We start from the raw sequence: 12,482 nt of genomic DNA, 5'->3' as shown, positions 1-12,482 counted from the left end.
AAGGTGCTCACAGGTAGTACCGGGACACCGACTCCGCGACGCACACCGGCTTGTCGCCGCCCTCGCGCTCCACGGTGAACGCGACCGTCACCTGCACACCGCCGGTGACGTCCTCCACGCCGGCGATCCTGCCGGTGGCGCGCAGCCGGGAGCCGACGGGGACGGGGGAGGGGAAGCGGACCTTGTTGGTCCCGTAGTTGACGCCCATCTTCACGCCCTCGACCTGGAGGAGCTGCGGCCCGAAGAGCGGAAGCAGCGACAGGGTGAGGTAGCCGTGGGCGATGGTGGTCCCGAACGGTCCGGTGGCGGCCTTCTCCGGATCCACGTGGATCCACTGGTGGTCCCCGGTCGCCTCGGCGAACAGGTCGATCCGCTTCTGGTCGATCTCCAGCCAGTCGGTGGGGCCCAGCTGCTCGCCCACGGCCGCCCTCAGCTCGTCGGGGGAGGTGAAGGTCCTCGGTTCTGTCATGTTCCCGGCCTCTCACTCGCGTCTCTAAGCAACTGCTTAGCATGGTCGGGCGGCGGGCCTATGTCAACGGACAGCCCGGCCGGGCGCTGGGTAATGTCTGAGGAGTGCCCCAGATTCCCGAGAAGATCCACGAGCTGACCGTCGGCCAGTTGTCCGCGCGCAGCGGAGCCGCGGTGTCCGCGCTGCACTTCTACGAGTCCAAAGGGCTGATCGCCAGTCGGCGGACCCCCGGCAACCAGCGCCGGTACAGCCGCGACACACTGCGCCGGGTGGCCTTCGTCCGCGCGGCCCAGCGGGTCGGGATCCCGCTGGCCACGATTCGCGAGGCCCTGGCCGAACTGCCCGAGGAGAGGACACCGACCAGGGAGGACTGGGCGCGGCTGTCGGAGAAGTGGCGCGCGGAGCTCGACGAACGCATCAAGCAGCTCAACCGTCTGCGCGACCACTTGACCGACTGCATCGGCTGCGGATGCCTGTCCCTGGAGAACTGCGTCCTGTCCAACCCGGACGACGTGTTCGGCGAACGCCTCACCGGGTCCCGGCTGTTGGCGGAGGGACGCTGAGTCCGGCGCCTCACTCGTACTCCGTGCCACCCTTGCGCGTCAGGTACGCCGGGCTCACCGCCTTCGCGATGGCCCGCCCCCCGGTCACCGCGCTGTACCGCTCCACCGCGGGGCGTATCACCACGCCTTCCCGCAGATGCAGCGCCCGCCCGGACACCGTCTCCCGGCCGCTGGCGAACTCCAGTACGCGGTCGACGTCGTAGGGGCCGGCGTACAGCCGAGGGACCACCGGCAGCTCGCCCTCCAGCAGTTCCGCCGCGTCCAGCCAGCGCACGGCCCCGTCCACCTCCGCGGAGACGTCGAACGCCGCGTACCCCAGCGTCTCCCGCCGCCCGTCGGCGCCGTACGACAGGTCCTGCACCCCCGCGCCGTACACCTCCCCGAAGATGCCGACCCGGGTGGCGCCCAGCCGCTCGCAGAGCCGCGCCGCCGCCTCGGCCACGCCGTGTCCGCGCACCGCCCGCCAGTACAGGTTCCGCGGGTCCTCCCGCAGCGCCAGGGACTTGGCGCCGAAGCCCTTGGAGGAGACGTACACCCGGCCCTCGTCGGCGACATACGTCAGCAGGCAGGCCGAACCGTGCAGCTTCTCCGTCAGGACGACGGGCTCGCCCGGCGTGAAGACGTCCGGGTGGCGCTGGATGTTCTCGATGTCGACCCAGGGGAGCAGACCGGGCGCCGGCTCCACGTCCCCGCTCATGGTGGGCGGGATCGGCGGCACCCACTTGGTGATGCCCAGCAGCTCCGCGAAGTCGGTCCCCTCGGCCGCCGCCCGCGCCAGGTCGACGGCCGCCAGTGCCGTCGGCCGGCACACGAGGCCCTGCGACAGCTCACCGCGCAGCCGCACCGCCTTGACCCGGTTGGCCTCGCCGCCCGCCAGCCGCCCGGTCAGCCCCAGCTCCTCGATCAGCCCGGCCGGCAGGACGGCCTGCTCGGGGATGTACACGGCGGCCTCACCGGTGCGGTACGCGCCCTTGGCGACGACGGCCCGGTACAGACCCACCTGGGCCAGCTCCAGGGCGTCGGCGTTCGGATGCTCATGGACGGTCAGCACTTCGGCGGTGACGCGCAGCGTGGACATGGGAGTTCCCCGTTCATCGGTGTTCAGCGGGTCGGTTTCATCAGCTCCCACTGTCCGGACGTGAAAAGGGTGGAGCGACCGGATTTGGGTCTGCTAGCGTCCCCGGCCAGCGCCGCCGTCACCAACTGGGCGTTGGACACGGCCCGTCGGCCGTCCGGCAGCAGCAGGGTGTCCTCCAGACCGATCCGGGTGGCGAGGCCCAGTCGGCCCGCCAGCCGCAGCACCGGCCAGGTGCCGCCCTCCTCTCCGTGCAGCAGCACCGGGCGGCCGTGGGCCGGGCCCAGCTCGGCCAGCAGCGCCCGCGCCGACGCCTCGGCGGTCGCCGGCTCCGGGTCGGTCACCTCGGCCAGCACGCGCAGCACTCCCGGCCCGAGCGGGGAGCCCGCGAACCGTCTCGCGCCCTCGGTCCCGGACCAGATGCCCGCCTCCACGGCCACGCCCCGGGCGAGCAGCTCCTCGGCGACTTCCTCGGCGCCCGGCTCATGCCAGTCGACCGAGGCGAAGTCGGGCAGCACCGACCAGGAACGCACCCGGGCGAGCCGGGCCGCCGGGTCGGGCTCGGCCCACGCGCCGGTGGTCACCCCGACCGGCACCCGCACCCGCGCGCGGATCGCCTCCAGCGCCGGCGCGAGCACGCGCGGGGAAAGACTGTCGTGACCGCACGGGGTCTTCGGGTGGACATGCACAGACGTCGCCCCGGCCGCCACCGCTTCGGCGGCGGAACGCGCCAGATCCTCGGGAGACATCGGAACTCCCGCGCCGTCGGCGGCCGACCGGCGCCCGTTGAGACACACCTGCACCATGCCCCGATGGTGCCAGGCCCCACTGACAACGGCCCCGGGTCACTCCGTGGAAGGGGTGCGGCATCCCCTGCGCACCCCCGCACCGGCCGGCCCGTCGCTCGGGCCGCACCCGGTGACACCCCGGCCGCTCAGGCCGACATCAACAGGCGTTCCCGCCTGGCGTACTGAAGGGCCCGCGGGCTGAGGACGGGACGCGGCACCAGGATCCCGCAGTCCGTGCAGACCGGGCCGGAGGACGGCTCGTGGTCCAGGCCGTACTTCCAGACCAGCCGCTCCCCGCCGCAGACCGGGCACGACGAACCCGGCTCCCGCTCCAGTGCGGCGATCAGCCGGCGCAGCACCTCCGCCAGCGGCGCCTCGGGGTGGACCCGCGGGTCGTCGCACCAGGCGACCCCGAACCCGCCCCAGGTCAGCCGGTGCCAGTCGTCCACGCTGCCCGGCCGGCGCAGCCCGTCGTGCTTCTCCTTCTTCCGTCGCTCGGTGAAGTCGGTCTCGTAGGCGAGCCAGACGTCACGGGCCTCCTCCAGCTCCTCCAGTGCGGCCACGAGCCGCGCCGGGTCGGGGGAGCGGTCCTCCGGGCCGAAACCCGCCCGGGAGCACAGATGGTCCCAGGTCGCCCGATGCCCGTATGGAGCGAACTTCTCAAGGCACTTGCGCAGCGAGTACCGCCGCAGTGCCAGATCACAGCCCGGATCGCGTACCTGTCTCGCCAGACTCCGGAAACCGGCCATCGCCCTGCACCTCCGTCACACCTGCACCTGTACTTCGGTCACTTCGGCGTCGTCGCACGGACGTCGCCGAATAGACGTATCGACAGGCGATTCGGCTCCATCTCTTCTCGTCGATCTGCTTGCGCACTCCAGAAAGTGACGCATGTTCACCTTTAAACCTGGGGATACCGGCGGTAACGTTCGGCCACCCCAGTCGCTAGGAGCCGCCATGCCACGGCGAACCCCACGTACCGCCCTCGACAGACTGAGAACGTCCCGCCGACTCCCCGGGTTCCTGAAGACCGCGTCCGTATGCGTCCTGATAGCCGGCCTTCTCTCCCCCCTCACCCAGACCGCGGTGGCGGCGGCCGGCGCGACGGCCTCCAACGACTACTGCGGCGGCCAGTGTTCGGACATCCTGCCTCCGGGCGAGAACGGCAACGCGACCCTCGCCCAGATCCTGCTCAACCAGGCCTTCGGCACCCAGCCCGACCACGCCGAGGACCAGCTCGGCCCGTACGCCAACCTGGCCACCGGCTACCCGGGCCTGACCGACACGAAGATCAACACCTTCTTCAACGACGCCTCGTTCGGCGTCCCCGCCGACCAGGTCGCCTCCACCGAGAAGCCCGGCGGGCGCGCCGACGTGACGATCGTCCGCGACAAGAAGACCGGTGTGCCGCACATCACGGGCGCCACCCGGTACGGCACCGAGTACGGCGCCGGCTACGCGGCGGCCGAGGACCGGCTCTGGATGATGGACCTCTTCCGGCACGTCGGCCGCGGCCGGCTGACCTCCTTCGCCGGCGGCGCCGCGGCCAACCAGGGCCTGGAGCAGCAGTTCTACCGCAACGCCCCCTACACCGAGGCCGACCTCCAGGCGCAGATCGACAACGCGGTGGCCAAGAACGGCGCCCGCGGCCAGCAGGCCCTCGCCGACGTGAAGGCCTACATCGACGGCGTCAACGCCTACATCGACGCCTCCGACAGCGGCCGGTACTTCCCCGGCGAGTACGTCCTGACCGGCCACAAGGACGCGATCACCAACGCCGGCACCATCGACCACTTCAAGGTCACCGACCTCGTGGCCCTCGCCTCCGTGATCGGCTCGCTGTTCGGCTCCGGCGGCGGCGGCGAGGTCGACAACGCCCTGTCCCTGCTCGCCGCCCAGAGCAAGTACGGCGTCGAGGAGGGCACCAAGGTCTGGGAGGCCTTCCGGGAACGCAACGACCCCGAGGCCGTCCTCACCGTCCACAACGGCGAGAGCTTCCCCTACGGCGCCAGGCCCGCCGACGCCCAGGGCGAGGCCCTGCCCGACACCGGCACGGTCACCCAGGAACCACTCGTTTACGACCGCACCGGCAGCGCGGGGACGGCGGCAGCCCGGAGCACCTCGGCAGCCGCGGCCAGGACCACGCTCGGCTCGGCCAAGCGTGGCATGTCCAACGCCCTCGTGGTGAGCGGCAAGTACACCGCCAGTGGCCACCCGGTCGCCGTGTTCGGGCCGCAGACCGGCTACTTCGCCCCGCAGCTGCTCATGCTCCAGGAGATCCAGGGCCCGGGCATCAGCGCCCGCGGCGCCTCCTTCGCGGGCCTGAGCATGTACGTCGAACTCGGCCGCGGCCAGGACTACTCCTGGAGCGCCACCACCTCCGGCCAGGACATCATCGACACCTACGCGGTCGAGCTGTGCCAGGACGACTACCACTACCTGTACCACGGCACCTGCACCGCCATGGAGAAGCTCGAGCAGAAGAACGCCTGGAAGCCCACCACGGCCGACGGCACGGCCGAGGGCTCGTACACCCTGCGGGTGTGGCGGACCAAGTACGGCCTGGTCGACCACCGGGCGACCGTCGGCGGCAAGAAGGTCGCCTACACCACCCTGCGCTCCTCCTACCTGCACGAGGCCGACTCGATCATCGGCTTCCAGATGCTCAACGACCCCGACTTCGTCAAGGGCCCCAAGGACTTCCAGAGCGCGGCGCAGCACATCAACTACACCTTCAACTGGTTCTACGCCGACTCCCAGCACACCGCCTACTACAACAGCGGGGACAACCCGGTGCGGGCGAGCGGCGTCGACTCCGAGTTCCCGGTGTGGGCGCGGCCGGCGTACGAGTGGAAGAACTGGGACCCGGCCACCAACACGGCCGACTACACCCCGGCCACCGCGCACCCCAACTCCGTCGACCAGGACTACTACGTCTCCTGGAACAACAAGCAGGCCAAGGACTACACGACCGCGCCCTGGGGCGACGGCTCCGTGCACCGCGGCAACCTGCTGGACGACCGGGTGAAGAAGCTGGTCGCGGCCGGCGGGGTGACCCGTACCGAGCTGACGCAGGCGATGGCGGACGCGGCCCTCGCCGACCTGCGCGCCGAGGACGTGCTGCCCAAGCTGCTCAAGGTGATCACCTCCTCGCCGGTGACCGACCCCACGGCCGCCGCGGCCGTGAGCAAGCTCCAGGCGTGGGTGACGGCGGGCGCGCGGCGCACCGAGACGTCGGCCGGTTCGAAGAAGTACGCCGACGCCGACGCGATCCGCATCCTGGACGCGTGGTGGCCGCTGCTGGTCAAGGCCGAGTTCGAGCCCGGTCTCGGCAGCGACCTCTACACGGCGATCACTCGCAGCCTGCCGGTCGACGAGGCACCGTCCGCCGGGCACGGCCCGACCGGCTCGCACGCCGGAAGCTCCTTCCAGTACGGCTGGTGGTCCTACGTCGACAAGGACATCCGGGCGGTGCTCGGGGAGTCCGTACAGGGCGGACTCGGGCAGAAGTACTGCGGCGGCGGCAGCCTCACCGGCTGCCGGGACACCCTGGTCAGCACCCTGAAGCAGGCGGCCGGCCTGACCGCCGCCCAGGTCTACCCGGGCGACGACCAGTGCTCCGCGGGCGACCAGTGGTGCGCCGACTCGATCGCCCAGCGCACCCTCGGCGGCATCAAGCACGGCAGGATCAGCTGGCAGAACCGGCCGACGTTCCAGCAGGTCGTGGAGTACACCTCGCACCGCTGAGGTGGAGCGGGCGGCGGGTCAGGCGATGCGGCCCGCCGCCACGATGCGGCCCGCCACCAGCACCAGCCGCGCCAGTTCGGGGTGCACGATGTCGCTGTGCGCCCCGGACGGCGCGCCCCCGCGCCGGACCACGGCCGCCGCGTCCACGTTCACGCACCCCGACGCCGGGAGAGAGCCGTTCAGCGCCGCCGCCAGGTTCAGGCGGGCCGTGTCCGGCACCGCCTGCACCCCGTCGTGCCCCATGGCGCCCCACCGCGGACCCAGCACGGCCGCGATCTCGTCGCCCGCGCAGGCGCGGTCGTCCCCGGCGAGCCGGGAGGCCAGCGGATAGAACGTGCCGAGGGCCGCGTCGAAGTGCGAGTGGCAGCACACCAGCGGGCCGTCGATGCGCCGCTGCCGGTCCTTGAGCGCACCCGACCGGTCCGGTGCGTGGGGCAGCCGGGCCGCGAACGCGTAGTGCGAGAAGGCGCCCTGGAGCAGGGTCACCGACTTCACCGAGCGCACTCCCTCGGGCAGCCCGCGCAGGGCGAACGCCACCAGCCGGCCGCCGAAGCTGTGCCCGACCAGATGCACCCGCACATCGGGCGCCGCCTCGGCCAGCTTCCCGACGACCGGCCCGAGTCCGCGCTCGCCGACCATCCCGGCCCGCCGCTTCATCCGGTAGTACGTCGCCTGCCGCAGCAGCTCCTTGGCGCCGTCCCACGGGTTCGGCAGGCTGAACCCGGCAGCCGCGCCGGGCGGTTCGAGCGCGGACAGGGCCTCGGCGAACTGCTCGCACGCGGTCACCGGGTCGAGACCGAAGACGGCGGGTTCGCCGTCCTCGTCCGTGTCTGCCTCCCCCTGCCGGCCGTCCGCGTCCAGCAGCAGACGCACCCACCGCCCGAACCTGGGCAGCCCCTCCGCACCGTCCGGCCGTTCGTCCAGCATCCGGGCCAGCTCGTTCAACACGAACGTGTGGCGCGGAAAGACCTCCAGCAGGGCGCGCCGGGTGTCCTTGGGCAGCGCCCGGCGCGGCAGCGGCACCGCTTCCACGGCGGACCTCGGGAAGTCCGGGATCGGCTCGTCGCTGAACCGCATCGACGGCCAGATCACGCCGACGTACCCGAGCCGGGCCTTCGGCGCCAGCTCCGGGAGCGGGGCGAAGAAGCGCCGGTACAGCGCGGTCGCGCCCGAGCGGTCGTTGTTCCAGCCGTGCGCGAAGACGATCAGGTCACGGACGCCGTGGTCCGTGACCTGCGCCAGCAGCCGGTCGCGTTCGGGACCGTCCACGTCCCCGTCCGCGTCGAAGGTCAGCTCCCAGTAGGGAGTCACGCTCGTCCCAGGATCCGCCATGCCAGGCTCCCTCGGCCACCGGAAGGGTGCGCTACTTGTACAGGAGATACCCCTTTCGCATGCGCCGGAACGCGGCCAGCTCCTCCTGCCAGGCGTCCGTCACCTCGTCGGGGCCGGCGCCCGCGTCGATCATCGTGCGCACCCGGGCCGAACCGGTGAGCTTGTCGATCCAGTTGTCGGACCGCCAGGCGAAGCCGCTCCACACCTTCCTTGCGGTCACCAGCAGCGCGACCCCGGTGCGCACGGGGTCGTAGGCGGCCCGGTCGGTCACGTGGATCTGCACCCCGCCGACGGTCCTGCCCTGGAACTTGGAGAACGTGGGGGTGAAGTACGCCTCGCGGAACCGCACGCCGGGCAGGCCGAGTCCGTTCACGGCGGCGGCCCAGCGGCCGTCGACGCCCTCGGCGCCGAGGAGTTCGAAGGGCCGGGTCGTGCCGCGCCCCTCGGAGAGGTTGGTGCCCTCGAACATGCAGGTGCCGGAGTACACCAACGCCGTGTCCGGCGTGGGCATGTTGGGGCTCGGCGGCACCCAGGGCAGGCCGGAGTCGTCGTAGAACCGGCTGCGCTGCCAGCCCGACATCAGCACCGTCTCCAGCGGTACGGGCGCGGTCAGGAACTCCCCGTTGAACAGCCGGGCCAGCTCCGCGACGGTCATCCCGTGCGCCTGCGCGATCGGCTGCCGGCCCACGAAGGTGGCGAACTCCTTGTGCAGCACCGGGCCCTGGGCCGCGCGGCCGGTCACCGGGTTCGGGCGGTCCAGCACGACGAAGCGCTTGCCGGCGAGCTGGGCCGCCTCCATGCAGTCGTAGAGGGTCCAGATGTACGTGTAGAAGCGGGCACCGACGTCCTGGATGTCGAAGACGACGGTGTCGACGCCCGAGGCGGTGAAGACGTCGGCGAGCGGACGGCCGCTCTTCAGGTACGTGTCGTAGACCGGCAGGCCGGTCGCCGGGTCGTCGTAACGGCCCTCGGAGCCGCCCGCTTGCGCGGTGCCCCGGAAGCCGTGTTCCGGGCCGAAGACTGCCGTCAGCCTGACGCGGGGGTCCTTGTGCATCACGTCGACGATGTGCTCCGCGTCTCTGGTGATGCCGGTGGGGTTGGTGACAACGCCGACTTTTCGGCCGGAGAGGAGTGAGTAACCGTCGGCCGTGAGTCTTTCGAAGCCGGTGTGGAGTTGCTCGTGGTGCCGGGATCTCGCCGGAGCTGCCGCCAGGGCGGTCGAAGCGAGCAGGTTTCTTCGGGAGAGATGCATGGGGTCCTCCGGTGGGTGGGCACGTGCGGACCGTTCGTGGTTCTCGCGCAGTTCGCGCCCCTAGGAGATTGGTGCAGTCACCCTTTCCTTTACACATACCGACTGGTTAGTCTGTCCCCGGGCAGAGCCGATTTCGCACCGTGTCGAAGGAGACCGATAGTGGAAGCCGTGCAGGATGCGGGAGTGGTCGTCACGGGAGCCGGCGGGGGGATCGGGGCCGCGCTGGCCCGGCGGTTCGCCGCGGCCGGGGCCCGGGTCGTGGTGAACGACCTGGACGCCGGGAGGGCCAAGGCGGTGGCCGACGAGATCGGCGGGACGGCCGTGCCCGGCGACGCCTCCGCGATCGTCGCCGACGCCCGGGACGCGCTCGGCGGTGCGGTGGACGTCTACTGCGCCAACGCGGGCGTCGCCTTCGAGGACGGCGACCTCGGCGCGGCCCTGGACGAGAAGTCCTGGGCGGCCTCCTGGGACGTCAACCTGATGGCCCACGTCCGCGCGGCCCACGCGCTGCTGCCCGACTGGCTGGAGCGCGGCGCCGGACGGTTCGTCTCCACCGTCTCCGCCGCCGGACTGCTGACGATGATCGGCGCGCCCTCCTACAGCGTGACCAAGCACGGCGCCTACGCCTTCGCCGAGTGGCTGTCGCTGACCTACCGCCACCGGGGGATCAAGGTCCACGCCATCTGTCCGCAGGGCGTCCGCACCGACATGCTGGCCGCCACCGGCAGCGCGGGCGACCTGGTGCTCCAGCCGACCGCGATCGAGCCCGACGCCGTGGCCGACGCGCTGCTGAAGGGCATCGACGAGGACCGCTTCCTGATCCTGCCGCACCCCGAGGTCGCCGAGTACTACCAGACGCGGGCCGCCACCCCCGACCGCTGGCTCGCCGGCATGAACCGCGTCCAGCAACAGTGGGAGGCCACCCGGTGAGCGCCTCGCCGTACGCGGCCCGGCCCTGGCTGGCCCTGCTCAACGAGGTCCAGCGCGGGCCGGTCGACCCCGCCGACTCCCTCGTGCACGCCCTGCGCGAGGCCGTCGCCGAGGCCCCCGACCGCACCTTCCTCGCCTACTTCGACGCCCGCCTGAGCTACCGCGAGGTGGACGGGCTGAGCGACTCCGTCGCCGCCCACCTCGCCGCGCGCGGCCTGGAGCGCGGCGACCGCGTGGCCGTCCTGCTGCAGAACACCCCGCACTTCGTGCTGGCCGTGCTCGGCGCCTGGAAGGCGGGCGCGACCGTCGTCCCGGTCAACCCGATGTACAAGTCGGCCGAGGTGGCGCACGTGCTGCGGGACGGCGAGGTCGCCGCGCTGATCTGCTCCGACCGGGCCTGGGAGTCGTATCTGCGCCGGACGGCCGCCGGCTCGCCGGTGCGGATCGTGCTCACCGCGTGCGAGCTGGACCTCCAGACGCGGGGCGACGCGCGCGTGCTCACCTTCGAGCGGCTGCCCCAGGCGTCCGACGCCGACGACCTCGTGGCCGTCGCCCGGCAGGGCGGCACGGCGCCCGGGGGCCGCGACCCGCTCCCGGGCGACATCGCGCTGATCAGCTACACCTCGGGCACCAGCGGCACCCCGAAGGGCGCCACCAACACGCACGGCAACATCATGCACAACGCCGAGCGGCAGCGGACCGGGCTCGCCCTGCCGGAGGCACCCGTCTACTTCGCGCTCGCACCCCTGTTCCACATCACCGGGATGGTCAGCGAGTTCGCGGCCTGCCTCGCCAGCGCGGGCACGCTGGTGCTCGCCTACCGCTTCGAGCCGGGCGTCGTCCTGGAGGCGTTCGCCGAGCACCGCCCGCACTACACCGTCGGCCCGTCCACCGCCTACATGGCGCTGGCCGCCCACCCGGACGTCACCCCGGAGCACTTCGCCTCCTTCGTGAACATCGCCTCGGGCGGCGCGCCCGTGCCGCCCGCCCTGGTGGAGAGGTTCCGCGCCCGGTGCGGCCGGTACATCCGCACCGGCTACGGGCTGACGGAGTGCACCGGGGCCGCCGCGGCCGTCCCGCCCGGCCTGGAGTCGCCCGTCGATCCGGCCTCCGGGACGCTCGCCGTGGGAGTGCCCGGAGCCGACACGGTCGTCCGCATCCTCGACGAGCGGGGCGAGGAGGTGCCCTTCGGCGAGCAGGGCGAGATCGTCGTCCGCGGGCCCCAGGTCGTCCCCGGCTACTGGCGGCGCCCGGACGCCACCGCCGAGACCTTCCCGGACGGCGAGCTGCGCACCGGCGACATCGGGTTCATGGACGAGCAAGGCTGGCTGTACGTCGTGGACCGCAAGAAGGACATGATCAACGCTTCCGGCTTCAAGGTGTGGCCGCGCGAGGTCGAGGACGTGCTGTACACGCACCCGGCGGTGCGCGAGGCGGCCGTCGTCGGCGTGCCCGACGGGTACCGTGGCGAGACCGTCAAGGCGTACGTCAGCCTTCGTCCCGGGGCCGGGGCGGACCCGGATGAACTCGCGGTGTACTGCAAGGAGAGACTGGCCGCCTACAAGTACCCGCGCCAGGTGGAGATCCTCCCCGACTTGCCCAAGACGACGAGTGGGAAGATCCTCCGGCGGGAACTGCGTTCCCGGGCGCACGACAATCAGCGGTAACGACGGAAAGGCAGGTGGCGGCAGTGCCCAGGACGACGGACGGAGACGGGACGCCCGTCCCGCAGCGGCTGCTGGCCGCCGCCACCCGGCTCTTCGCCGAGCAGGGCTACGACCGCACCTCCGTGCAGGAGATCGTGGAGGCGGCCGGCGTCACCAAGGGGGCGCTGTACCACTACTTCGGCTCCAAGGACGACCTGCTGCACGAGGTGTACGCGCGTGTCCTGCGGCTGCAGCAGGAACGGCTGGACACGTTCGCGAACGCCGACGAGCCCGTGGAGAAGCGGCTGCGGGGCGCGGCGGCCGATGTCGTCGTCACCACGATCGAGAACCTCGACGACGCGATGATCTTCTTCCGGTCCATGCACCATCTGAGCCCGGAGAAGAACAAGCAGGTCCGCGCCGAGCGCCGGCGCTACCACGAGCGTTTCCGCGCGCTCATCGAGGAGGGCCAGAAGGCGGGGGTCTTCTCCACGGCGACCCCGGCCGACCTGGTCGTGGACTACCACTTCGGCTCCGTCCACCATCTGTCGACGTGGTACCGGCCCGACGGGCCCCTGAGCCCCCAGGAGGTCGCCGACCACCTGGCCGACCTGCTGCTGCGAGCGCTGCGCCCCTAGCCGAGGCGCCCGTAGCCGAGGCGCCCGTAGCCGAGGCGCCCG

The 12,482-nt window shown here is 71.9% G+C and carries 11 protein-coding genes; 5 read left to right on the top strand and 6 right to left on the bottom strand.

Going from position 1 to position 12,482, the window contains the following annotated elements:
- Window positions 1–7: 7 nt before the first annotated feature.
- The gene (locus ABZ937_RS23520; RefSeq protein ID WP_361694867.1) at window positions 8–469 is read right to left on the bottom strand and encodes a MaoC family dehydratase; all 462 of its coding nucleotides are present in this window, start codon (window positions 467–469) and stop codon (window positions 8–10) included.
- 104 nt (window positions 470–573) lie between these two features.
- Between ABZ937_RS23520 and soxR the strand changes: the two genes are divergently transcribed.
- Window positions 574–1,032: a redox-sensitive transcriptional activator SoxR gene (soxR, locus tag ABZ937_RS23515; protein WP_361694865.1), complete on the top strand. Its 459-nt coding sequence runs from the start codon at window positions 574–576 to the stop codon at window positions 1,030–1,032.
- Between the two features lie 10 nt (window positions 1,033–1,042).
- Here soxR and ABZ937_RS23510 read toward each other — a convergent pair whose 3' ends face one another.
- The 3 genes from ABZ937_RS23510 to ABZ937_RS23500 all read right to left on the bottom strand — a co-directional run bounded on the left by ABZ937_RS23510 (window position 1,043) and on the right by ABZ937_RS23500 (window position 3,644).
- A complete protein-coding gene (locus ABZ937_RS23510) occupies window positions 1,043–2,110 on the bottom strand; it encodes an RNA ligase (ATP) (RefSeq protein WP_361694863.1) in 1,068 nt (355 codons plus the stop codon).
- Window positions 2,111–2,133: 23 nt separating this feature from the next.
- Window positions 2,134–2,913, bottom strand: coding sequence for a 3-keto-5-aminohexanoate cleavage protein (locus tag ABZ937_RS23505; protein ID WP_361694861.1), 780 nt, complete (start codon window positions 2,911–2,913; stop codon window positions 2,134–2,136).
- A 128-nt stretch (window positions 2,914–3,041) separates the two neighbouring features.
- Window positions 3,042–3,644, bottom strand: a complete 603-nt coding sequence (locus tag ABZ937_RS23500) for a hypothetical protein (RefSeq protein WP_361694859.1) — start codon at window positions 3,642–3,644, stop codon at window positions 3,042–3,044.
- 208 nt (window positions 3,645–3,852) lie between these two features.
- Here ABZ937_RS23500 and ABZ937_RS23495 point away from each other — a divergent pair, with 208 nt between their 5' ends.
- Window positions 3,853–6,642 (top strand): penicillin acylase family protein, encoded by a 2,790-nt coding sequence (locus tag ABZ937_RS23495; RefSeq protein ID WP_361694857.1) that lies wholly within the window; start codon window positions 3,853–3,855, stop codon window positions 6,640–6,642.
- An 18-nt stretch (window positions 6,643–6,660) separates the two neighbouring features.
- On the opposite strand, the gene ABZ937_RS23490 is transcribed toward ABZ937_RS23495, so the two are convergent.
- The gene (locus ABZ937_RS23490) at window positions 6,661–7,974 is read right to left on the bottom strand and encodes a serine-threonine protein kinase (protein WP_361694855.1); all 1,314 of its coding nucleotides are present in this window, start codon (window positions 7,972–7,974) and stop codon (window positions 6,661–6,663) included.
- A gap of 31 nt (window positions 7,975–8,005) precedes the next feature.
- Complete coding sequence (locus ABZ937_RS23485) at window positions 8,006–9,226, bottom strand: DUF1343 domain-containing protein (RefSeq protein WP_361694853.1); 1,221 nt, start codon at window positions 9,224–9,226, stop codon at window positions 8,006–8,008.
- Window positions 9,227–9,382: 156 nt separating this feature from the next.
- Here ABZ937_RS23485 and ABZ937_RS23480 point away from each other — a divergent pair, with 156 nt between their 5' ends.
- From ABZ937_RS23480 to ABZ937_RS23470, 3 genes are read left to right on the top strand one after another with little or no spacing between them, the layout of a single operon-like run.
- Window positions 9,383–10,156, top strand: coding sequence for an SDR family NAD(P)-dependent oxidoreductase (locus ABZ937_RS23480; RefSeq protein ID WP_361695037.1), 774 nt, complete (start codon window positions 9,383–9,385; stop codon window positions 10,154–10,156).
- The gene (locus ABZ937_RS23475; RefSeq protein ID WP_361694851.1) at window positions 10,153–11,823 is read left to right on the top strand and encodes an AMP-binding protein; all 1,671 of its coding nucleotides are present in this window, start codon (window positions 10,153–10,155) and stop codon (window positions 11,821–11,823) included. Before ABZ937_RS23480 ends, ABZ937_RS23475 begins: the two co-directional genes overlap by 4 nt.
- Before the next feature lie 23 nt (window positions 11,824–11,846).
- Window positions 11,847–12,440 carry a TetR/AcrR family transcriptional regulator gene (locus ABZ937_RS23470; RefSeq protein ID WP_361694849.1) on the top strand — a complete coding sequence of 198 codons (594 nt, stop codon included), beginning with the start codon at window positions 11,847–11,849 and terminating at the stop codon, window positions 12,438–12,440.
- Window positions 12,441–12,482 lie beyond the last annotated feature (42 nt).

The sequence above is a fragment of the Streptomyces sp. NPDC046727 genome, from assembly GCF_040645635.1.
Taxonomy (GTDB): domain Bacteria; phylum Actinomycetota; class Actinomycetes; order Streptomycetales; family Streptomycetaceae; genus Streptomyces.
Note: the sequence above shows the minus strand (reverse complement) of the source record. Positions and strands in the feature narration are given on the sequence as shown.

Excerpts from the sequence above, each read along its gene's own strand:
- ABZ937_RS23520 (WP_361694867.1), bottom strand. The coding sequence starts at position 469 with ATGACAGAACCGAGGACCTTCACCTCCCCCGACGAGCTGAGGGCGGCC.
- ABZ937_RS23505 (WP_361694861.1), bottom strand. The coding sequence starts at position 2,913 with ATGGTGCAGGTGTGTCTCAACGGGCGCCGGTCGGCCGCCGACGGCGCG.
- ABZ937_RS23500 (WP_361694859.1), bottom strand. The coding sequence starts at position 3,644 with ATGGCCGGTTTCCGGAGTCTGGCGAGACAGGTACGCGATCCGGGCTGT.
- ABZ937_RS23495 (WP_361694857.1), top strand. The coding sequence starts at position 3,853 with ATGCCACGGCGAACCCCACGTACCGCCCTCGACAGACTGAGAACGTCC.
- ABZ937_RS23490 (WP_361694855.1), bottom strand. The coding sequence starts at position 7,974 with ATGGCGGATCCTGGGACGAGCGTGACTCCCTACTGGGAGCTGACCTTC.
- ABZ937_RS23510 (WP_361694863.1), bottom strand. The coding sequence starts at position 2,110 with ATGTCCACGCTGCGCGTCACCGCCGAAGTGCTGACCGTCCATGAGCAT.
- ABZ937_RS23485 (WP_361694853.1), bottom strand. The coding sequence starts at position 9,226 with ATGCATCTCTCCCGAAGAAACCTGCTCGCTTCGACCGCCCTGGCGGCA.